The organism is Paraburkholderia sp. BR14374, from assembly GCF_040948685.1.
Taxonomy (GTDB): Bacteria; Pseudomonadota; Gammaproteobacteria; order Burkholderiales; family Burkholderiaceae; genus Paraburkholderia; species Paraburkholderia youngii.
In genome coordinates, this window is record NZ_JBFPKF010000002.1 from 79370 (window position 1) to 99304 (window position 19935).

Sequence of the window (19935 nt, forward strand, 5' to 3'; positions counted from 1 at the left end):
CGGCGCAGCGTAGTCCCGCTGATCGGCTGAAAAACGAAAAATCCCCGTACGTCAGTGACGTACGGGGATTTTCATTTGGCGCGAGCTATTCGAACCTCAAACCGTCACCGCCGCCTCCAGCGACTGCCCTTCGTACAGCTTGCCGAAGCGGTTCGCGAGGAAATCGCCAAGCGACACCTGCTCCTGCCGCACGAAGCCCTTTTGCGGCAGCTTGCGCTCGCGGAACAGATCGAGCACCGCGCACATCGCACCGGCGGTGGTGATCTGGATCGCGCTCATCGGCACGCCGCAGACGGTCTTCGCGAAGATCTTGCGCGTGAACACCTCTTGCACGAGCTGACCGTCGCGCATGCCGCTCACGGTGATGAACACCAGCACGACGTCCTGCGCGGTCGATGGCACCGAGCGGCGCATGATGGTCTTCAGCGTATCGCGGTCGCTCGACAGACGCAGGTCTTCCAGCAGGAACTGCATCAGGTTGCGATGCCCCGGATAGCGCACCGACTTGTAGTCGAGCGATTCGACGCGGCCCGCCAGCGTCTCGCACAGCGTGCCCAACCCGCCCGACGTGTTGAACGCTTCGTACTCGGTGCCGTCGAGCGAGAAATGTTCGAGGCCTTCGAGCGGCTGCACCCATTGCGTGCGACCGTCGCGGATCGCCTCGCACGGCTGGCAGTACTCGTTGATCAGGCCGTCGACGCTCCACGTCAGGTTGTACTTCAGCGCATTGGTCGGAAACTCGGGCAGCGCGCCGACGCGCATCTTCACGTCGCGGATTTCCGTGAAGCGATTCGCAAGCTCGTGCGCGGCAATGCCGATGAAGCCCGGCGCGAGACCGCACTGCGGCATGAACGCGTGATCGGCATCGTCGGCGATCGCGCGGATCGCGTGCGTCGCGCGCACGTCCTCGGTCAGGTCGAAGTAATGGACACCCGCGCCCTTCGCGGCGGATGCGACGTTCACCGCGAGGTAGTACGGCAGCGCGTTGATCAGCACGTCGAAGCCCTGGATCGCGGCGCGCAGCACGGCGGCGTCGGCGGAATCGATGCGGCGGGTCGGAATGCCCTGGGCGGCGAGCTTGTCGAGTGCGTGCTGATCGCGGTCGAATGCGACGACTTCGTAGTCGCCCGTCTCGCGCAGCATATGAGCAATGGTGTGACCGATCAGACCTGCGCCAACGATAGCTACTTTCATCTGCTTCTCCTTGTTATCCATGTGCTGTCTCTGAGCTTGGGAAGTGCGCCGCGTATTGCGCGCGGCGCCTGCGGGCCGAACCCCTTGAATGACAGTGTAGGAAGAAGCAAAAACAGTTCATACGCGCAAAATGCTGCGGTATGACCAGCAGATTCGACGTTCCGACGAACTTCTCAAACGATTCGTCGAAAACGCGTAAAAACCGCGTTAACGACGGACCGTCGAAGCATTCGCGAAGAGGTTACGCCGCGCGCCGACTCACACCGTGCCGCGGTCGATCTTGCGCGCGAGAATGATCGACGTCGTGGTCCGCTCGACACCTTCGAGGCCGCCGATCTGATCGAGCAGATCGTTGAGCCGCTCAGGCGAATCGGCACGCAGCCATGCCACATAGTCGTACTCGCCGCTGACCGCGCACAGCAGTTGCACCTCGGGCATCTTGCCGAGGCGCTTCTGCACGGCCGGCCCGTGCTTCGGCGCGATGATGATGCCGACATAAGCGACGATGCTCGAATCGAGCACGTCCTGGCCCAACCGTACGCTGTAGCCGGCGATCACGTTGCTGCGTTCGAGCCGCGCAATGCGCGCGATCACGGTCGTGCGCGCGACGCCGAGCTGTCGCGCGAGATTCGCGACGCTCTCGCGCGCGTTGGCTTGCAGCAGTGCAACGAGATTACGGTCGAGGTCGTCGAGCTGGTCGAGGCGCGGAGGTCTCATCGAAGGGGCGGGAAGTTGGTATGGAATGTGGCGGATTATCGCGCGTCTGCGCGGGCAGCGGCGCTGTGTGACGGTGTGCGCTCACCGCTGCCCGGCACACTGTGGGGCGTCCTCGGCGCAGCAGGTCGGCGACTTGTCTCTCAGGCGCGAGCCGTTTCCCGTTCGTTTCGGTTGTAAGCGTTTGTCGCACAGCAGCCGTATTGCAGGGATATCGTGTTACTAATAGCGGCGACGGGCGAATGCGGCAGCTGGTTGCGGCGCGCCGCTATTCGTCGCTGGCGCGAGGCGATACGCACGCCGCGCGCCGAGTCTCAATACGAACAGACATCAGGAGTTTCGATGAAAAAAGCACTCGTTATGCTGGCTACGGCCGTTTCGATGGGCGGCGCGTTCGCTCAAACCGCCGCGCCGGCCTCGGCCTCGGCACCGGACACCACGGCAACGGCTTCCGCGGCCAAGGCCGGCCATGAACGCAACGTCGAAGACCGCATCGCTTATCTGCATTCGCAACTGAAGATCACGCCCGCGCAGGAAACGCAATGGAAGGCGTTCGCCGACGTGATGCGCAGCAATGGCGAAACGATGGGCCAGCTGTTCGAGCAGCGCAAAGCCGCCACCAACGTGAGCGCGCTCGACGACATGAAACAGTACGCAACGATTGCGCAGGCGCATGCGGACGGCATGAAGAAGCTCGTCGATGCGTTCGAGCCGCTGTATGGCAGCCTGTCTCCGGAGCAGAAGAAGCTCGCCGATGCGACGTTCCACCGTGGCGGCCCCGAGGGTCATCAGCGCGGCCACCATGGCAAGGCCAGCAAGCCCGCGGCCGAAGCCGCGAGCGACGCGGCCGTCAAGCCGTGATGAAAGAGCGCCCGCGGCGGGGGGTTGCCCCGTTGCGGGCATCTGGCATGATTCGGGTTCGCAAAGCGGCGAGTCTCGCCGCAACGCCCACCCCCTAATCTCCCACCCGCTTCATGACCGAACTCAGGAATCTCGATCTGCGTGACGATCCGCACGCCCAACGCGTCGTCAAGGACGAAACGGTAAGCGTCGAATTCGCCGCCTCCGAAGGCCAATTGATGAGCCTCGAAGGCCCGAACCGCTATATGTGCGGCGATGCGCTGATCACCGGCTCGACCGGCGACCGCTGGGTCGTGTCGCGCGAGCGCTTCGACGCGAAGTACCTGCCCGCCGATGCAGCGCTCGCGCACGGCGAAGCCGGCGCCTATCGCAACATCCCGGCAGTCGTGCTGGCCCGCCGGATGGACGAGCCCTTCTCGCTCGCGCGCTCGGCCAGCGGCGGCGACGTGCTGCACGGCGCGGCCGGCGACTGGGTCATGCAGTACGCGCCCGGCGACTATGGCGTCGTGCAGGCCGCGCGTTTCGCGAAGGTCTATCGTCCCGCGGATTGAACCAGATTCACCCGCACTTCATGCGAACTCGTCGCCGAGCTCGACCGTGACTTCGCGCGGCACCGCCTCGCCGTTCGCGTACATTTCTTCGAGCGAGCCCAGGCTCGCTTCGACGTACGCGCGCAATACCGCGAAGCTGCGGCCACGCAGCCGCGCCGGCATCGCGCGATAACGCGCGAGCGCCGCCGGCGCGATCGCGACCGTCATCTCGATGCGCCGTGCGGTCGAGCCGAAGCGCATCGCGACCCAGTGAATCGTCAATGTGGGCGCGCCATTGTCGGCGGCACGCTCGATGAACTGCGTCTGCTCGGGAAACAGATCGCTGATGACGCGCGCGAGCTCGCCGAACTCCGGATGCGCGCAGTCGTATTGGTAAGCTTCCATGAAGGCTGCCGGGAAAAGAAGATCCTGAAACGTAGGCGCATTTTAGAGAAACGCTGAAGGGATGGCGAGGCGCCTGCGATCCAGCGGTTCATCCACTCACGCCGCCGCTGGCCGCCGGTAACTGCGGATCAACAGTCCCGCGACGAACACCGCCGCCACCGCATAGATCGTATCGACCGCCGCGAGCGGCAGCAGCCGCGCCTGCGTCATCGCCGCGGGCGTGTCGATCAGCGCGTGCACCACGATCGCGAGCGGCAGGATGGCGCGCGAGCCGGCCCGCACGCCGCGCCACATCAGCACCGACAGGCCGATCTGGAACACCAGCGCGGCGACGCGTTCGAGCGCGAAAATGCCGGCCAGTTGCGGCGTCAGGCTTGCGAGAATCAGATGCACGCGCATCACTGCTTCGGCCGGCAGATTGCCGAGGTAATCGCCGAGCTGGCCGCGGTTTTCGAGGACCGCGAACACGAGCCACTGGAACTGCACGAGCACGCCGACCATCCATGCTTCCGCGCCGCCGTGGCCGAGGCCGTAGCTCAGCGCGGCGCCATCGTCGGCGCGCAAGGCGGCGGTGCGGGTGTCGGCGTCGGCGCTCGGGCTGGCGGCGGCGTTGGCGCCCGCACTTGCAGCGACGCCGGTGGGCGCTTCCACGCTCGACTTTTTGCGCACGGCCGGCCGCGTCGCCGCCCGCTTCATCAGCAGCCGCATGCCGAAGAACCGCCCCACTTCCTCGCAAACGCCCGCGACCAGAGCTCCATAGACGACGAACGCGAGCGGCTGCGAAAGGAACGCCGCCGTCGCTGCGTTACCGCGCAGCAGATAGTCGTTCAGCGCCCGCTCGATCACCATCGCGAACAGCGCAAACACCGCGACGCCGGCGATCGCGTCGCGCGGCCTGAGCGCGAGCGGACGGCGCAACTGCCGGTAAAGCAGAAAAGGTAAAGCGGCGATGACGAGGGTGGCGAGCGCGAGGCTCGCGAGGGTAAGCGGTGGCACGACCATGAGTATCCTTGCGGGGTTCCTTGCAATCCCCGGCGCGCAACCGCTGCGCGCCGCAGCCCCGAATGATCGCAGATTGACCGGAAATCAGCGCGCGGTCGACGCACGCACGATCAGCTCGCCGGGCAGCAGGCAGTCGCGCGCGCCCGTCTGCGCGCCTTCGATGCGCTCGTGCAGGAATTCGACCGCGCGATAACCGATGTCGTAGGTCGGCTGACGGATCGTCGTGATGCCGGCGAGCTCGGCCCAGTCCGGATCGTCGATGGAAAGCAGCGCGACGCGGCTCTGCCAGTGCGCGCCGTAGCGCGCATTCAGGTGCAGCGCGAGGCGCAACGCGACCGGTGCGTTGGCTGCGAACAGCGCGACGCGCGGGGCTGTGCCGGCCCCGTCCAGCGAGTCGATCACACGATCCAGCTCCGCAAGGCCGCGTTCGACAGCAGTTTCATCGGCGAGATCGAGTACTAGCGTACGACCGCGCGCGCGGCCTTCATCGCGCATCGCGCGATCGAACGCGTCGACGCGTTGCCGCCGCGAGCTGACGCGCTCGAACGGCTGCACGACGAACCAGATATGCTCGAAGCCCCGTTCGAGCAGATGCCGCGTCCCAAGCTCGGCGGCCGCGCCATTGTCGAGGCCGACCATGTCGGCGACGAGCCCCTCCACTCGGCGATCGACCAGCACCGCCGGAATCCCGCCATCGCCGACCGGCCTCAGCGTCTCCTCACGCACGCCTAGCGCGTTGACGATCACGCCTTCCACGCGATACGTGGTCAGCAGTTGCAGGTAACGGCGCTCCATCTCGACTTCGTTCGCCGCGTGGCAGATCAGCGGCATCAAACCGAGCGCGTGGCACGCGGCCTCGACGCCTTGCAGCACTTCGACGGAGTACGGATTGGTCAGGTCGGCGACCAGCATGCCAATCAGCCGGTTGCGGCCGCGCTTCAGGCCGCGCGCCATCTGGTTCGGCTGATAGTCGAGCCGCGCGATCGCGGCTTCGATGCGCGCACGCAGCTCGGGCGACAGCGCGCTGAACTCGCCGTTCAGATAGCGCGAGATGCTGGTCTTGCCGGTGCCGGCTTCGCGCGCGACATCGGTGATCGTCGCGCGGCGCGTCGGCGCGGACGGCGGATCGGGTGGCGTGGCGGCCGGGGTCATGCTCATTCGCTGATCGCTCGTGTCGGTCCGAGGGCGGCAGCTTGCGCGCCGCCCTGCGATTCACTTCGCCAGGACTTCACGGTTGACGATGTTGGTCGTCAAGGTGCCGTCGAGCGCGGCGACCAGGTTCTGCGCCGCGTTGAGCGCCATAGCATGACGGGTCTCGTGCGTCGCCGAACCGATATGCGGCAGCGCGACCACGTTCGGCATCGACAGCAACGGCGAGTCGGCCGGCAACGGTTCGGTGTCGAACACGTCGAGGCCCGCACCGTGAATCGTGCCGTTCTTCAATGCCTCGATCAGCGCCGCTTCGTCGACGGTCGCGCCGCGCGACGCGTTGATCAGGATCGCGCTCTTCTTCATCGCGCGCAGTTCGGCCGTGCCGATCAGATGCCGCGTTTGCGGCGTGAGCGGCACCTGCAGACAGACGAAATCGGACTGCGCGAGCAATTCGGCCAGTTCGACGCGCCGCGCGCCATACGCCTCTTCCGCCTGGTGGTTCGCGCTGCGGTTCGTGTACAGCACCTTCATGTTGAAGCCGAGCGCAGCGCGCCGTGCGACCGCGCCGCCGATCCGCCCCAAGCCGACGATGCCGATCGTCTTGCCCTGCACATCGACCCCGAACTGCGCGGGCCCGATGCTCGTGCGCCACTGGCCCGCCTTGACCCAGTCGGCCAGCTCGACCACGCGCCGCGCGGACGCGAGGATCAGCGAGAACACGGTATCGGCGGTCGATTCGGTCAGTACGTCCGGCGTGTGCGCGAGCACGATGCCGCGGCGCGTGAGGTCGTCGACGTCGAACTGGTCGTAGCCGACCGAGATCGTCGACAGCGCCTTAAGCCGGCTCGCGCCTTCGAGCATCGCCGGCGCGATCTTCACGCTCGCGCCGATGCCGCCGTCGGCATCGCGCAACGCGGCGACGAAAGCATCATGCTGTGACGGATCGACCTGCACGACCTGCGCATGCTGTTGCAGATAGGCGAGCACATCCTCGGGCAGCGATTTCCAGGCGACGATCTTCTTCATCAGCTAATTTTCCTTGCGACGGTGGGACGAGCGGGGTCGCGTCGTTCGGCGGCGGCCGGCTTGACTGCGAGCGTCAGGATCACCGCGGCGACGAGCGCCACGCTCATGAACGCATACGATGCCGCGGGCGAGCCGGTCGCGCCGTTCAGATAGCCGACCACGTACGAGCCGACGAACGAACCGAGCGCGCCCATGCTGTTGATCAGCGCCATCGCGCCGCCCGCGACGTTTTTCGGCAGCAGTTCCGGCACGATCGCGAAGAACGGGCCGTACGGCGCGTACATGGCAGCGCCTGCGATCACGAGCAGCGCATACGAGATCCAGAAATGCGCGGAGCCGAGCCCGTACGACGCTGCGAACGCAATTGCGCCGACCAGCAGGAACGGCCACACGAACACCTTGCGGCGGTTGAGTTTATCCGATGCCCACGAAGCTGCAAGCATCGCGATCGTCGCGGCCGCATACGGCAGCGCAGACAGCCAGCCCGTCTCGACCATGCCGATCGACGAGCCGTTCTTCAGGATCGACGGCAGCCACAGCACGAAACCGTACACGCCGATGCTCCAGCAGAAATACTGCGCGCACAGCTTGATGACCGCGGGCGTGCGAAACGCCTCGCTGTAGTTGCGCACCGGTTTGATCGCGGCCTGCTCGGCGCGCAATGTCTGCGCGAGCGCATCCTTTTCCTGCTGCGTGAGCCACGACACCTGCTCGGGCTTGTCCTTCACGAGGAACCACCAGCACACCGCCCAAAGGATCGCGGGCGCGCCCTCGGCGATGAACATCTGCCGCCAGCCGAACGAATGCACGAGATAGCCCGACACGACCGACATCCACAGCACCGTGACCGGGTTGCCGAGAATCAGGAACGTGTTCGCGCGTGAGCGTTCGCTCTTGGTGAACCAGTTGCTGATGAAGATCAGCATCGCCGGCATCACCGCGGCTTCGACGACGCCGAGCACGAAGCGGATCGCCATCAGCGACGGAATGTTGCTGACCATGCCGGTCAACGCCGCGCAGCCGCCCCACAGGATAAGGCTCCAGAACACGAGCTTCTTCACGCTACGGCGCTCGGCGTAGATCGCGCCCGGAATCTGGAAGAAGAAATAGCCGAGGAAAAACAGCGCGCCGATCAGCGACGCGAGCCCCTTGCTGATGCCGAGATCCTGGTTGATGCCGGCCGCCGCCGCGAAGCCGAAATTCGCGCGATCCAGATACGCGAGGCTGTAGGTGATGAATACGATCGGCATGATCGTCCACCAGCGGCGAATCGCAAGTGATGAGGTCATGAAAGTCTCCTTGGACGGCGTCGTCCCGAATCAATGATGAAAAAATCTTGGCGCGCTGAGGGCGCTCTTGTTGTCGTGTGGATGCTGGTCGTGTATGCATCGCTATCGATGCAGTCCGAGCCGCGTCAGGCCGCGCTTGCGATGCCCGGCACCTCGGCCAGTTCCAGCGCGTCGAGTTCGGCGCGGCTCGGCAAACCTTCCGAATCGCCGATCACCTGAATCGCGAGCGCGCCGATCCGGTTGCCGCGCGCGACCGCCTGCGCGAGCGTGCGGCCTTCGAGCAGCGCGCTAATTACGCCTACCGCGAAACCATCGCCGGCGCCAACCGTATCGACGACGTTCGCGACCGGCCGGCCGGCGATCGTCGCGGCATCGGTCGCGGTTCGGTAATACGCGCCCTGCACGCCGAGCTTGACGATCACGCCGCGCGCGCCGCGCTCGAGGTAGAACCGCGCGATGTCCTCCGGCTGCGTGTAGCCGGTCAGAATCTCACCCTCGCCAATGCCGGGCAGCACCCAGTCGGCGAGTGCCGCGAGCGCGTTCAGGCCTTCGACCATCGCCGCGCGCGACGGCCACAGCGTCGGGCGCAGGTTCGGGTCGAACGAGATCGTCCTGCCTGCCGCACGCATTTCACGGGCCAGATGGAACGCGAGTTCGCGCGAACTCGCCGAGATCGCCGGCGCGACGCCGGTCAGATGCAAATGACGCGCGGGCAACACGTAGTCGGCGACGTAGTCGTCGCGCGACAGATGGCTCGCCGCCGAGCCTTTGCGGAAGTATTCGACCGCCGGATCGCTGCCGTCGTCGTTCTTCGACTTCAGCTGGAAGCCGGTCGGATAGCGCGCGTCGGTGCTCACGCATTGCTGGTCGATGCCCTCCTTCGTCAGCGTGTCGCGCACGTACTGGCCGAACGAATCGTCGCCGACGCGGCTCATCCAGCCCACCCTGAAGCCGAGTCGCGACAAGCCGATCGCGACGTTCAGATCCGCGCCGGCGATGCGCTTCGTGAAGTGTCCGACGCCTGCCAGCGGGCCGGTTTCGGTGGCGACGAACATCGCCATCGCTTCGCCGTAGGTGATCACGTCGAGGGCGGGGAACGGGTGGGTCATGCTGGGCTCCTGGTGGTGCATCCGATGCCGATGATTCAGGTTGCGTTGCGTTGTTTGCTGCCTTTGCCGCGTCGCGGTCTATACCCGCGCCAGCCAGTTCACATAGTGCGCGGCATCAGCATCGATCCGGCTCGGGTCGAACGGAAACTCGATGCCACGCGGCACATCGCGCGGCAGCAGGTCGAGGACCGCGCGGAAGGAAGCGTCATCGTCGGCCGGCGCGGTCGCGAAGCGCCGCGCGCCCTCGCCCGTCGTGGTCTTGCAATGGATGTATTCGACGTATGGCGCAAGCTGCGGCGCGATTTCGAGCGGCGCGACGTCGAGCCACGCCCAGTTGCCGGTATCGAAAGTCATACCGAGCGCGTCCGCGTGGCCTTCACGCGCGAGCGCGTCGAACAGCCCGACGAACTGCGCGGGCGAGCCGCCCTGCGCCAGTTGCCCGTTTTCGACGACGAGCCGTGGCTGCGCGCCGTCCGTGGTGCCGCAGCCGCTCGCCACCTGCGCGACGAGCGCCGCACCGTGAGCCTCCCCCGCGAAGCCGCCGAGTTGCAGCTTGACGAAGCGCGCGCCGAGCGCGGCCGCTTCGTCGAGCGCCAGACGCAGCGCGTCGGTACCGAGCTGGCCGTTCGCGGCGTACAACGATGCCGGCGTCGAGAACACCGGCCACAGCCCGAGATCGGCCAACGCCGCGCCGAGGGCGCGCAGCCGTTGCGGGTCCGCGTCCGCGTCGCTCGCAAACAGCTCGCGACGCACTTCGAAACCCGCCGCGCCGGCTCGCTTTGCCGCCTGCGCCCATTTCAGATGGCCGTCGGCGCGCACGGCGTTCACACCGAACGCGCTGGCGACGATCACGATCTCAACTGCATCAGCCATGTCCGACTCACTCGATTCTCACGCGAAACCGCTATTGGAACCGGTTCCAATCACACTTCGAAAAAAAGCGCGGAGGCGCTGCGATGTGCGAATAGTGCGCGGGACGGCCATCGCGCACCATAGAGGAAATCCCCAGGCGCGCCGGCCGCACGCCGCCAGCGCTGCAGTCAGCCGCCGTCCGCGATACACATCGCCAGAAACTGTTCGACAACCCGCGACGGCGCGCTCGCATGGGGCACCAGAATCGACAGCCGCCGCGTCAGCGGCTGCGGGCTCAGCGACATCAGGCGCAGTGCACCGTTCTCATGCCGCATCGACATCGCCGACACGAAGCCGACGCCCATGCCGGCCCGCACCGCCTCCTTCACGCCTTCGACCCCGGCGATCTCTAGCGCCACACGCATCGGCACGCCCGCGCGAGCGAATTCGCGCTCGACCGTCTGCCGCACGCCCGAGCCTTCCTCGCGCAGCACCAGCGGATAGGCGCCGAACGCGGCCAGCTCGATGCGCTTGCCGTGGTCCGCCTGCGCGAGCGGATGCGAGCGCGGCATGATCGCGACGATTTCATCCTCGCGCCACGCATGGACGACCGTATCCGGCGGCAGATCGGCGCCGGCGGGACCCTCGATCATCGCGATGTCGACCGAGCCGAGTGCGCCGACGATCTCGGCCGTATTGCCGTTGGCGGTATGCACGGTCACGTCCGGATAGCGGCGATGGAATTCGGCGATCAGATAGGGCAGCAGATAGCTCGCCGGCGTCGTGCTCGCGCCGATCCGCAAAGTGCCCTGCTCCAGACCGCGCAGCGCGTCGCGATACGCATGCGCCTGCCGCCAGGTATCGCGCAGCCGCGCCGCATAGCTGGCGAGCTGCTCGCCGGCCGGCGTCAGCCGTACGCCTCGGCCATCGCGCTGGTACAGAGGCTCGCCGAATTCGTCCTGCAATTGCCGTAGCTGTCCGGACACCGCCGGCTGCGACAGGTGCAGCGCCACCGCCGCCCGGCTGATGTTGCGATGCTCAGCGACGGCAGCGAAGGTTATAAGTTGATCCGGGGTCATCTCGACAAGATATTGGTTGAGCCGATACTTCACATTCTAAATCACGATTTTTCATATCGTTATATCTAATTTAGGATTAGCCCCGTTGCTGCTCATGCAGTTCTGTGCAAGTTCGCTACGGAGTCAGGCACCCGATCATGTCCACACCCACCGTCCCGCTCACTGCCGCCTCACCCGCGCTGTCCACTCGCGGCCAACTCAATGGCGTGCTGTTCGTCGCGCTGTTCGCCGCCGCCGTCACGCGCATCGCGGCGATCCCGGCGGTTGCCGGTCTTGGCCTGAGTCCGCTGATCGTCGGCATCGTCGCCGGTGCGATCTATGGCAATGCGCTGCGCGACAGCATGCCGGCCAGCTGGGCGGCGGGCGTCAACTTCTCGGCGCGCAAGCTGCTGCGCATCGCGGTCGCGTTCTTCGGCCTGCGCGTGAGCCTGCAGGAAATCGCTCAGGTGGGCCTGCCGGGCCTCGCGGAATCGGTGCTAATCGTCGTCAGCACGCTCGTGATCGGCACCTGGGCCGGTATCAAGGTCATGAAGCTCGATCGCGACACCGCGCTGCTGACGGCGGCCGGCAGCGCGATCTGCGGCGCGGCCGCGGTGCTCGCGTTCGAATCGACGCTGCAATCGAAGCCGCACAAGAGCGCGATGGCGGTCGGCACCGTCGTGCTGTTCGGCACGCTGTCGATGTTCCTGTACCCGGTGCTATTCAACGCGGGCTGGCTGCATCTCGATACGGTCGGCGCGGGTCTCTTCTTCGGCGGCACGATCCACGAGGTCGCGCAGGTGGTCGGCGCGGCGAGCAACGTGAGCCCGGAAGCGACGCACATCGCGACGATCGTCAAGATGACCCGCGTGATGCTGCTCGTGCCGGTATTGCTGGTGGTCGGCCTGTGGGTGAACCGCGCGGCGCGCGGCGCGAAGGATGACAATACGGACGGCGCCGTCCCGCGCAAGCTTGCGATCCCCTGGTTCGCACTCGGCTTTCTCGCCTGCGTCGCGATCAACTCGCTGCATGTGCTGCCGCAAAGCGCCACCTCGTCGCTGAACCTGCTCGACACCTTCGCGCTGACGATGGCGATGACCGCACTCGGCATGGAAACGCGCATTTCGCAGATTCGCGAAGCGGGTCCGCGCGCGCTGACCACGGGCCTGATTCTGTATGTGTGGCTCATCGCCGGCGGACTGGGCATCACATGGGCCGTCCAGCACCTGTTGCGCTGAGCCGTCTCCGGCTTCCCCGCCTTCCCCGACACCCCGCCGCGCGCGGGGTTTTGGGCATTCTGGCGCCCCATCCGGCCCGCTCACACGGCATACTCGTTGCTGCGAACTTTGCTCCCACAACCCGCCTGTGCGCATGGTCCGATGGCAGCGGTGAAACCGTCTTCCCGCGGCGCGTCCCGGCGACCGGAATGAGGATCGATCGATGAGCCTGGAACTGTACTACTGGGATGGCCTGCAAGGCCGCGGCGAATTCGTGCGGCTCGCGCTGGAGGAAGCCGGCGTCGACTATGTCGAAGTCGCGCGCGGCAAGCCTTCGAAGGGCCTCGGCACCGAGGCGATGATGGCCGTGATGGACAGCCCCGACGAGCCGTATCCGCCGTTCGCGCCGCCGTTTCTGAAAGACGGCGATCTGGTGATCCCGCAGACCGCCAACATCCTGTTCTATCTCGGCCCGCGGCTCAATCTCGCGCCCAAGGTGGAGAGCCTGCGCTACGTCGCGAACGGCCTGCAACTGACGATCGCCGACGTCGTCACCGAAGCGCACGACACCCACCATCCGCTCGCGAGCGGCCTCTACTACGAGGAGCAGAAAGACGCGGCGAAGGTGCGCGCGCACGATTTCATCGAGCATCGGATTCCGAAGTTCATGTCGTACTTCGAGCGCGTGCTCGCGCAGAATCCGGCCGGCGACAGCTTCATGGTCGGCGACGCGCTGACCTATGTGGACCTGTCGATGTTCCAGCTGATCGATGGTCTGCTGTATGCGTTTCCGCGCGCGTTGAAGCGCTTCGGCGAGCACTATCCGCGGCTCGCCGCGCTGCACGACAGGGTGATCGCCAGACCGAACATCGCCGCGTACCTGGACTCGGACCGGCGCATCGCCCATAACGAAAGCTGCGTCTTCCGGCACTACCCGGAACTCGACGAGGCGGCGACTTGAACCGCGCCGCCCGGCCCCGCCCGCTCGCCGCCGCGCGCCCGCCATTCGAGGCGGGCGCGCTGTCGTTGTGGCGCGGATTTTTCAACCTCCCATCACGCCCCGTACCGTCGACGTGCTTTCATTCCTGCTGAAGCTGCGCACCCGCGCCCAACGCCTTTTCCGCCTCTCCGATGCCCATACGATGCTGGTCTGGTCGGTCGTCGTCGGCATTGCCGGCGCGTTCGCCACCGTGGCGTTTCGCAAGGGCATTGAACTGCTGCAACTGGCGATAACCGGCCACTCCGGCAGCTTCGTCGAAACGGCGCGCAGCCTGCCGTGGACCGTGCGCATCTGGGTGCCGGCCGCGGGCGGTCTGGTCGCCGGCGTGTTTCTGCTGATCGCGCAGCGTCACGCCGACAGGCACCCGCACTCCGACTACATGGAAGCCGTCGCGATCGGCGACGGCGCCGTGCCGGTGCGCCTGAGCCTGTGGCGCAGCGTGTCGTCGCTGTTTACGATCGCGAGCGGCGGCTCGATCGGCCGTGAAGGTCCGATGGTGCAGCTCGCGGCGCTCGCCTCGTCGCTGATCGGCCGCTGGGTCCACTTCGATCCGCCGCGGCTGCGCCTGCTGGTCGCGTGCGGCGCGGCGGCTGGTATCACGTCCGCGTACAGCGCGCCGATCGCGGGCGCGTTTTTCGTCACCGAGATCGTGCTCGGCTCGATCGCGATGGAGAGCTTCGGGCCGGTGGTGGTCGCGGCGGTCGTCGCGAACATCACGATGCGCGAATTCGCCGGCTACAAGCCGCCCTACGAGATGCCGGAGTTTCCGACCGTGACCGGTCCCGAGGTGCTGCTGTTCGTCGCGCTCGGCGCGCTGTGCGGCGCGGCCGCGCCGCAGTTCCTGCGGCTGCTGGATGCCTCGAAGCAGGCCTTTCGCAAGCTGCCGGTGGCGCTGCCGGTGCGGCTCGCAATCGGCGGTCTCGTGGTTGGCATCATCTCGGTCGCGGAGCCCGAGGTGTGGGGCAACGGCTACAGCGTCGTGAACTCGATCCTGCATTCGCCGTGGACGTGGTCCGCGCTCCTGCTCGTGCTCGTCTGCAAGCTCGCGGCGACCGCGGCGACGGCCGGCTCCGGCGCGGTCGGCGGCGTGTTCACGCCGACGCTGTTCGTCGGCGCGGCGGTCGGCTCACTGTTCGGCCAGGGCATGCACGCGCTGTGGCCGCACGCGACGTCGGCCGCTTATGCGTATGCGATGGTCGGCATGGGCGCGTTCCTCGCGGGCGCGACCCAGGCGCCGCTGATGGCGATCCTGATGATCTTCGAGATGACCTTGAGCTATCAGGTCGTGCTGCCGCTGATGGTGTCGTGCGTGGTCGCGTACTTCATCGCGCGCGCGATCGGCAAGACCTCGATGTACGAGATCACGCTGCGCCGCAATCGCGAGGAGCAGGAACGAACGCGACTGCGCGCGACGCAGATGCGCGAGCTGATCCGCCCCGCGCAGACCGTCGTGCCGCCGAGCGCGACCGTGCACGACATGACGCGCGTGTTTCTCGAATATCCGGTCAAGTACCTGTACGTCGCCAACGACTCGGGCGCATTTCTCGGCGTGGTCGCGCTGAAGGACATCACGTCCGATCTGCTAGACCGGACCGACACGTCGATGAAAACTGCCGCCGATTATCTGCAGCCGCATTTCGACGTGCTGACGCCGGACATGTCGCTTGCCGTCGCGTTGCAGCACTTCATGGCGTTTCAGGGCGAGCGGCTGCCGGTGATCGAAAGCACCGCGCGTCCGTTGCTTGCCGGGGTCGTCTACAAGACCTCGCTGCTCGACGCGTACTTCCGCATGAATCCGTCGCGCTAGGGCCTTCGCGCAAGCTTCGCGGCGCGCGATGCAAAGCGCCGCGGATTCTCTACAATGAACAGACCGCCGGCCCTTCATGCGGCCGGCACACGCGTGAGCCCAGCATGGGCGCGGCAACAGCGCCCGCCCTATACGCGGTATCGTCGGAGCCGAAGATGAGCGAACCGTCCCCCGAGGCCGTACGCCGCGATCAGGCCGGCTGGATTTTCGTGCATATCGAAGGCGAGCCGTACGATCGCGGCGAGCAGCACGGCCAGTTGCTCGCCGACGAAATCAGAAACGCGATCCGCACCGCGCGCTATCTCGCCAGGTGGGACACCGGCGAGGAGTTCGACACCTTCGTCAACGCCGCGACGAGTCAGTTCGCGAGCAAGCTCGACACCGAATTCGCCGACGAAATTCATGGCATCGCCGATGGCGCGAAGCTGCCGTTCGCCGAAGTGCTCGCGTGGAACGGCTACATGGATCTGCTGCAAAGCTGGTGGCCGACACATGCGGCGCAGGCACAGCCGCATCTGGGCGCGAAACTGTGGCGCGGCCGGCGCGGTCACCACTGCAGCGCGTTCATCGCGACCGGCAGCGCGACGCGCGACGGCCGCATCGTGATGGCGCACAACTCATGGGACCGCTATGCGGCCGGCGACGCGTTCAACGTCGTGTTCGACATCGTGCCCGAGCGCGGTAACCGCATCCTGATGCAGGGCCTGCCGGGCTGCATCTCGAGCCTGACCGATTTCTGGGTCACGGCGGCCGGCCTGATGATCACCGAAACGACGATCTCGAACTTCGCGGGCTACAACCCGGCCGGCGCGCCCGAGTTCTATCGCTCGCGGCGCGCGTCGCAATATGCGAACAGCATCAAGGAATGGTGCGAGATGTTCTCGCTCGCGAACAACGGCGGCTACGCGAACAGCTGGCTGCTCGGCGACACGAAGACCGGCGAGATCGCGCGTTACGAACTCGGGCTGCACTATTCGGGCTTCGAGACCACCAGGGACGGTTTCTACAGCGGCTACAACACCGCGACGGATCTGAAGATCCGCAACCAGGAATGCATCGGCGAAGGCGAGGACTATACCGACGTGCGCAAGAACGGCGCGCGGCGTCTGCGTTTCATGCAGCTCGAGGAAATGCATCGCGGCAGCATCGACGTCGAACTCGCGAAGCAGATGATCGCCGATCATCACGACGTCTATCTCGATCGCAACGACAACCCGTGCTCGCGCACGATCTGCGGGCATCTGGAGCTCGACGACGCGCGCTTCGGCGGCACCGATCACGGCCCGTTCAATCCGTGGGGCGCGAACGACGGCAAGGTGGTCGATAGCGAAATGGCGCGCGAGATGGCGTTTACCGCGCGCTGGGGGCATCCGTGCGGCCGGCCGTTCGATGCGCAGGCGTTTATGAAGCGGCATCCGCAGTGGAACTGGCTGAACGGCTATATGCGCGACCGTCCGTCGTGGCCGTGGACGCGCTTCGACGTGCTGCGCTAACGCATGGCGGACGCGCGCGGTGGTTCGTGCGATGATGGAATCAACAATACGGTTTTGTCGCAAATGTGCGCGCTTTGCAGTATTTGCCGTCTAAGATGGTAAGGAGCTTGGGCCGCGTAGCGCCACGCCGTCCTTGGCTTGCACCGTCCTTTCGACGCGGGACGGCACAGGGTTTGCTCGATTGTCAGCGCCGCATGAGCTTTAGGAGGTCGGGCGATGAAAACCTCGACACTGTTAATCATGGTGACGCTGTCAGCCTCGTGTTTCGCCGCGCCGGTCCATACCGCGCCGGACAGCAAGGATTCCATTACGCTTGCGCAACGCGTGGACGCCGCGCCGGTCGCGCCTCCTGCCCCGGACGTGGCGAGCGCCGACTCGAACCGTCCGCAGCACTGGGAGCATATTGCGCTGCCCAAGTCCCGACATCTGGAACGCAGCCTGACCGGGCAGCACGAGCATTTGACCACGTGATGGCGGCCGCAACGGCGGGCGATGGCGCTGCCGCGGCGACGCGCCGGCTGTCACGACGATGGGGTGGCGATGCGCGCGGGTTTTGCGACACACTGCGAGAAACTCATCGCGGCGAGGCGCTGTCTTTTCGCGGCGGCAATAACAACGTGACTAACTCGGGCTCGACAGGAGCATGCGCATGACGGCCTCGGACATCCCCGGCGAATCGATCGATCTGCAGATCGCCGATCTTCTCAGCGAAGTCGAATTTCCGACCAACAAAGATGCGCTCGTCGACGCGGCGCGCGAAGCCGGCGCGAGCAACGAGGTGCTGGCGATGCTCGATAGCATGCCGGAGCAGGATTATGTCGACATCGAGTCGGTCACACGTCTGATCGGCGGCAATTATGGTCCGGGCTTAAGCATCTGAAGCCCGATTCAGACACGCGTCACCTTCCCCTTCAGAACTGCGACGACGCCGCGATCCGCGTGCGCGGCACCCTTGTCACACGGCGTGTCGTGCGGGTGCGTTCGAGCGCGTCTTCGGCCGTCTCGCGCGCGACCTGATCGTCGGACCCGCTCACCTGCGCTACCGCCCGCACCAGCGCCGCACTGCGCGAATCCCGCGCCTGTGCGCTTTCCGGCTGGAAATGCTCGACCAGATGATCGATGAACGTCCGCACCTTCGCCGGCAGATGCAGCCGGCTCGGATACGCAATCGTGATTTCGATGGGCGGCAGGCTGTACTGATCGAGCAGACGCACGAGCCGCCCCGCCGCCAGATCCCGCCCGATCAGGTAGCTCGGCAGAATCGCCACGCCCATGCCCAGCAGCGCGAACTGCCGCAGCATCTCGGCGTTGTTCGCCGCGATCGCGTTGGTCGGCCGCACCCTCACTTCGCCGTCCGGCCCGCTGAACACGCGCTCCTCGCCGCCGCCCTGCTCGGCCGGCCGGCTCAGGCACGAATGCCCGAGCAGATCGTCGGGGCGTTTCGGCGTGCCGTGTTGCGCCAGATACTCGGGCGTCGCGCACACTGTCATATAGCCGGTCGTGAGCCGCCGCGTGACGATGCTCGCGCTGCGCATCTGCCGCGCAACCAGAATACCGACGTCGAAGCCCTCTTCGACGAGATCGACGTGGCGGTCGGCGAGCGTGACGTCGGGCACGACGTCCGGATAGCGCGCCGCGTACGACTGCACGACCGGCGCGAGACTATGCAGCCCGAACACGACCGGCGCGACGATGCGCAGTGTGCCGACTGGTTCGTGATTGCGCGCCACCACCATCTGCTCGACGCCTTCGAGATCGGCGAGGATGTGACGTACGCGCTCCAGATAGGTCGCGCCGGATTCGGTCAGCGACAGACGGCGGGTCGTGCGGTTCAGCAATCGGGTGCCGAGCCGCGCTTCGAGATCCGCGACGTGCCGCGTGACGACCGCGGTGGATAGATCCAGCGCGCCCGCCGCGCCAACGAAACTGCCGAAGTCCGCCACCTTGACGAACACGCGCATCGACTGCAGTTGATTCATGGGACGACTCCTGCCTCGGTAAAGCCGGGCCGGCGCAATGGTTGCCGCCTGTGCGCACCCGCGCGGCATGCGCGCGGGCCTGCCCAACCCGACCGATTCTAGCTATCGGACATGTCCCAACCCTGACCCAGACATGACATTCCGGTCAGATTCGAGGCGGCGTGTCAATCCCGCCACTATTGCGGCGTCTATTGTGGGTTTTAACTAGGTATAAACCCTAGTCTATTGGTAAAATAGCGGCCGAAAGAAATTACCGCCACATCGCCATGCCACATCGTTTTCATCTGCTCGAAAAAATCGCGTTTTCGCTGGTTTGCTGGTCGGCCGCCGCTAGCTCGGCATATATCGCTTATGAGCGCTGCCCGGATATCAAGGTCGCCCTGCACGCAGGGGCAAAGATCCTCGACGCCAGCGGCCAATACGCGTTCGCTTGCACGGCGCCCGCCGCCGAAGCCTGCGCGCAACTGCCGGTCGACTGATTTTTGCGGTTCTAGCCGTATCTGATGCGCGATCCGCCGGGGTCGCGCGTTCTTGCATCCGGGCTCAACGCCCACTGTCACGCATCGCGCCCGAACACCACGCGCGAGAAAAAACCCGCCAGCACCATTTCGGCCATTTCGGTCGGCACATTCTGCGGATCGACCGTGTAGAAGAACTGCACGCCGTCGCATAGCCCCATCAGTCCGATCGCGAGCTGCTCGGGCGGCATCGACATCGGCGTGCCCACGCGCTCCGAGAACTCGCGCACATAGGCGCTCAACTGTTCGATCTTCTCGTGCATGAACGCGTTGAAGCGCAGCCGGAAACGGCCGTCGCGCACCGCCAGCAGCTTCGCCTCGACCCAGAGCAGAAAACACTTGTTCTCGCGATGCAGCGAGCTGTAGTAGCGCAGCACGCGCGCCTCCATCTCCTCGCGCGACGCCGCGTTTTCGAAGATCGCATGCAGTCCCGCCTGCATCGCTTCGTGATCACGCCGCAACAGCTCCAGAAACAGCTCGGTCTTGCTGCGGAAATTCGAATAGAACGCGCCGCGCGTATAGCCGGCCGCCGCCGCGATGTCCTCGACACTCGCCGCGACGAAGCCCTTCTTCATGAAAGTTGCCTGCGCAGCATCGAGCAGCCGCCCCCGCGTCTGGTCTTTGCTCTGCTCTCGTGTCAGTCTTTGACGTTTCATGGCCGCAAGCCTAGCATCCAAAAGAATTCAAATCCATCTATACATTCAGATACAGGAGTGTATTAGAATGCAT

21 protein-coding genes are annotated in these 19935 nt (G+C 65.8%); 9 read left to right on the top strand and 12 right to left on the bottom strand.

The features are described 5' to 3' along the window. Nucleotides 1–96: 96 nt before the first annotated feature. Both AB3X86_RS04290 and AB3X86_RS04295 read right to left on the bottom strand, forming a co-directional pair. Nucleotides 97–1194, bottom strand: a complete 1098-nt coding sequence (locus AB3X86_RS04290) for a saccharopine dehydrogenase C-terminal domain-containing protein (RefSeq protein WP_368595052.1) — start codon at nucleotides 1192–1194, stop codon at nucleotides 97–99. Nucleotides 1195–1452: 258 nt separating this feature from the next. Beyond that, the gene (locus AB3X86_RS04295) at nucleotides 1453–1911 is read right to left on the bottom strand and encodes an Lrp/AsnC family transcriptional regulator (RefSeq protein WP_176108362.1); all 459 of its coding nucleotides are present in this window, start codon (nucleotides 1909–1911) and stop codon (nucleotides 1453–1455) included. Nucleotides 1912–2250: 339 nt separating this feature from the next. Between AB3X86_RS04295 and AB3X86_RS04300 the strand changes: the two genes are divergently transcribed. Both AB3X86_RS04300 and AB3X86_RS04305 read left to right on the top strand, forming a co-directional pair. After that, complete coding sequence (locus AB3X86_RS04300; RefSeq protein WP_368595053.1) at nucleotides 2251–2769, top strand: Spy/CpxP family protein refolding chaperone; 519 nt, start codon at nucleotides 2251–2253, stop codon at nucleotides 2767–2769. Nucleotides 2770–2882: 113 nt separating this feature from the next. Continuing rightward, the gene (locus AB3X86_RS04305) at nucleotides 2883–3320 is read left to right on the top strand and encodes a PGDYG domain-containing protein (protein WP_368595054.1); all 438 of its coding nucleotides are present in this window, start codon (nucleotides 2883–2885) and stop codon (nucleotides 3318–3320) included. A gap of 18 nt (nucleotides 3321–3338) precedes the next feature. Here AB3X86_RS04305 and AB3X86_RS04310 read toward each other — a convergent pair whose 3' ends face one another. From AB3X86_RS04310 to AB3X86_RS04345, 8 genes are all read right to left on the bottom strand, one after another. Next, nucleotides 3339–3704, bottom strand: coding sequence for a DUF3022 domain-containing protein (locus AB3X86_RS04310; protein WP_176108359.1), 366 nt, complete (start codon nucleotides 3702–3704; stop codon nucleotides 3339–3341). A gap of 96 nt (nucleotides 3705–3800) precedes the next feature. After that, nucleotides 3801–4706, bottom strand: coding sequence for a YhfC family intramembrane metalloprotease (locus AB3X86_RS04315; RefSeq protein ID WP_368595055.1), 906 nt, complete (start codon nucleotides 4704–4706; stop codon nucleotides 3801–3803). 84 nt (nucleotides 4707–4790) lie between these two features. After that, on the bottom strand, nucleotides 4791–5864 hold the full coding sequence (locus AB3X86_RS04320) for a LacI family DNA-binding transcriptional regulator (protein ID WP_368595056.1): 1074 nt from the start codon (nucleotides 5862–5864) through the stop codon (nucleotides 4791–4793). Between the two features lie 54 nt (nucleotides 5865–5918). Then, complete coding sequence (locus tag AB3X86_RS04325; RefSeq protein WP_368595057.1) at nucleotides 5919–6884, bottom strand: 2-hydroxyacid dehydrogenase; 966 nt, start codon at nucleotides 6882–6884, stop codon at nucleotides 5919–5921. Then, nucleotides 6884–8173, bottom strand: coding sequence for an MFS transporter (locus AB3X86_RS04330; RefSeq protein ID WP_176108355.1), 1290 nt, complete (start codon nucleotides 8171–8173; stop codon nucleotides 6884–6886). The genes AB3X86_RS04325 and AB3X86_RS04330 overlap by 1 nt, the downstream gene beginning before the upstream one ends. Before the next feature lie 125 nt (nucleotides 8174–8298). After that, entirely contained in the window at nucleotides 8299–9282 is a 984-nt protein-coding gene (locus AB3X86_RS04335; protein WP_368595058.1) for a sugar kinase, read from the bottom strand. A 78-nt stretch (nucleotides 9283–9360) separates the two neighbouring features. Beyond that, a complete protein-coding gene (locus AB3X86_RS04340) occupies nucleotides 9361–10155 on the bottom strand; it encodes a sugar phosphate isomerase/epimerase family protein (protein ID WP_368595059.1) in 795 nt (264 codons plus the stop codon). A 167-nt stretch (nucleotides 10156–10322) separates the two neighbouring features. After that, a complete protein-coding gene (locus tag AB3X86_RS04345; protein WP_368595060.1) occupies nucleotides 10323–11213 on the bottom strand; it encodes a LysR family transcriptional regulator in 891 nt (296 codons plus the stop codon). A 137-nt stretch (nucleotides 11214–11350) separates the two neighbouring features. Here AB3X86_RS04345 and AB3X86_RS04350 point away from each other — a divergent pair, with 137 nt between their 5' ends. From AB3X86_RS04350 to AB3X86_RS04375, 6 genes are all read left to right on the top strand, one after another. Continuing rightward, entirely contained in the window at nucleotides 11351–12430 is a 1080-nt protein-coding gene (locus AB3X86_RS04350; protein ID WP_368595061.1) for a YeiH family protein, read from the top strand. Nucleotides 12431–12632: 202 nt separating this feature from the next. Further along, nucleotides 12633–13370, top strand: a complete 738-nt coding sequence (locus tag AB3X86_RS04355; RefSeq protein ID WP_368595062.1) for a glutathione S-transferase — start codon at nucleotides 12633–12635, stop codon at nucleotides 13368–13370. Between the two features lie 112 nt (nucleotides 13371–13482). Beyond that, nucleotides 13483–15216 (top strand): ClcB-like voltage-gated chloride channel protein, encoded by a 1734-nt coding sequence (locus tag AB3X86_RS04360; RefSeq protein WP_368595063.1) that lies wholly within the window; start codon nucleotides 13483–13485, stop codon nucleotides 15214–15216. Between the two features lie 155 nt (nucleotides 15217–15371). Then, complete coding sequence (locus AB3X86_RS04365; RefSeq protein WP_368595064.1) at nucleotides 15372–16709, top strand: C45 family autoproteolytic acyltransferase/hydolase; 1338 nt, start codon at nucleotides 15372–15374, stop codon at nucleotides 16707–16709. A 216-nt stretch (nucleotides 16710–16925) separates the two neighbouring features. After that, nucleotides 16926–17180: a hypothetical protein gene (locus tag AB3X86_RS04370; RefSeq protein ID WP_368595065.1), complete on the top strand. Its 255-nt coding sequence runs from the start codon at nucleotides 16926–16928 to the stop codon at nucleotides 17178–17180. A gap of 178 nt (nucleotides 17181–17358) precedes the next feature. Further along, nucleotides 17359–17589, top strand: a complete 231-nt coding sequence (locus AB3X86_RS04375; protein WP_176108346.1) for a DUF2795 domain-containing protein — start codon at nucleotides 17359–17361, stop codon at nucleotides 17587–17589. A 31-nt stretch (nucleotides 17590–17620) separates the two neighbouring features. Here AB3X86_RS04375 and AB3X86_RS04380 read toward each other — a convergent pair whose 3' ends face one another. Continuing rightward, nucleotides 17621–18688 (bottom strand): LysR family transcriptional regulator, encoded by a 1068-nt coding sequence (locus tag AB3X86_RS04380; protein ID WP_368595066.1) that lies wholly within the window; start codon nucleotides 18686–18688, stop codon nucleotides 17621–17623. Between the two features lie 266 nt (nucleotides 18689–18954). Between AB3X86_RS04380 and AB3X86_RS04385 the strand changes: the two genes are divergently transcribed. After that, nucleotides 18955–19167 carry a hypothetical protein gene (locus tag AB3X86_RS04385; protein ID WP_368595067.1) on the top strand — a complete coding sequence of 71 codons (213 nt, stop codon included), beginning with the start codon at nucleotides 18955–18957 and terminating at the stop codon, nucleotides 19165–19167. 77 nt (nucleotides 19168–19244) lie between these two features. Here AB3X86_RS04385 and AB3X86_RS04390 read toward each other — a convergent pair whose 3' ends face one another. Beyond that, a complete protein-coding gene (locus AB3X86_RS04390) occupies nucleotides 19245–19862 on the bottom strand; it encodes a TetR/AcrR family transcriptional regulator (RefSeq protein ID WP_176108343.1) in 618 nt (205 codons plus the stop codon). Nucleotides 19863–19935: the final 73 nt, after the last annotated feature.

Bases quoted from the DNA above. Each gene is read 5' to 3' on its own strand.
- AB3X86_RS04290 (WP_368595052.1), bottom strand. From the start codon at position 1,194: ATGAAAGTAGCTATCGTTGGCGCAGGTCTGATCGGTCACACCATTGCT.
- AB3X86_RS04295 (WP_176108362.1), bottom strand. From the start codon at position 1,911: ATGAGACCTCCGCGCCTCGACCAGCTCGACGACCTCGACCGTAATCTC.
- AB3X86_RS04300 (WP_368595053.1), top strand. From the start codon at position 2,251: ATGAAAAAAGCACTCGTTATGCTGGCTACGGCCGTTTCGATGGGCGGC.
- AB3X86_RS04305 (WP_368595054.1), top strand. From the start codon at position 2,883: ATGACCGAACTCAGGAATCTCGATCTGCGTGACGATCCGCACGCCCAA.
- AB3X86_RS04310 (WP_176108359.1), bottom strand. From the start codon at position 3,704: ATGGAAGCTTACCAATACGACTGCGCGCATCCGGAGTTCGGCGAGCTC.
- AB3X86_RS04315 (WP_368595055.1), bottom strand. From the start codon at position 4,706: ATGGTCGTGCCACCGCTTACCCTCGCGAGCCTCGCGCTCGCCACCCTC.
- AB3X86_RS04320 (WP_368595056.1), bottom strand. From the start codon at position 5,864: ATGAGCATGACCCCGGCCGCCACGCCACCCGATCCGCCGTCCGCGCCG.
- AB3X86_RS04325 (WP_368595057.1), bottom strand. From the start codon at position 6,884: ATGAAGAAGATCGTCGCCTGGAAATCGCTGCCCGAGGATGTGCTCGCC.
- AB3X86_RS04330 (WP_176108355.1), bottom strand. From the start codon at position 8,173: ATGACCTCATCACTTGCGATTCGCCGCTGGTGGACGATCATGCCGATC.
- AB3X86_RS04335 (WP_368595058.1), bottom strand. From the start codon at position 9,282: ATGACCCACCCGTTCCCCGCCCTCGACGTGATCACCTACGGCGAAGCG.
- AB3X86_RS04340 (WP_368595059.1), bottom strand. From the start codon at position 10,155: ATGGCTGATGCAGTTGAGATCGTGATCGTCGCCAGCGCGTTCGGTGTG.
- AB3X86_RS04345 (WP_368595060.1), bottom strand. From the start codon at position 11,213: ATGACCCCGGATCAACTTATAACCTTCGCTGCCGTCGCTGAGCATCGC.
- AB3X86_RS04350 (WP_368595061.1), top strand. From the start codon at position 11,351: ATGTCCACACCCACCGTCCCGCTCACTGCCGCCTCACCCGCGCTGTCC.
- AB3X86_RS04355 (WP_368595062.1), top strand. From the start codon at position 12,633: ATGAGCCTGGAACTGTACTACTGGGATGGCCTGCAAGGCCGCGGCGAA.
- AB3X86_RS04365 (WP_368595064.1), top strand. From the start codon at position 15,372: ATGAGCGAACCGTCCCCCGAGGCCGTACGCCGCGATCAGGCCGGCTGG.
- AB3X86_RS04370 (WP_368595065.1), top strand. From the start codon at position 16,926: ATGAAAACCTCGACACTGTTAATCATGGTGACGCTGTCAGCCTCGTGT.
- AB3X86_RS04375 (WP_176108346.1), top strand. From the start codon at position 17,359: ATGACGGCCTCGGACATCCCCGGCGAATCGATCGATCTGCAGATCGCC.
- AB3X86_RS04380 (WP_368595066.1), bottom strand. From the start codon at position 18,688: ATGAATCAACTGCAGTCGATGCGCGTGTTCGTCAAGGTGGCGGACTTC.
- AB3X86_RS04385 (WP_368595067.1), top strand. From the start codon at position 18,955: ATGCCACATCGTTTTCATCTGCTCGAAAAAATCGCGTTTTCGCTGGTT.
- AB3X86_RS04390 (WP_176108343.1), bottom strand. From the start codon at position 19,862: ATGAAACGTCAAAGACTGACACGAGAGCAGAGCAAAGACCAGACGCGG.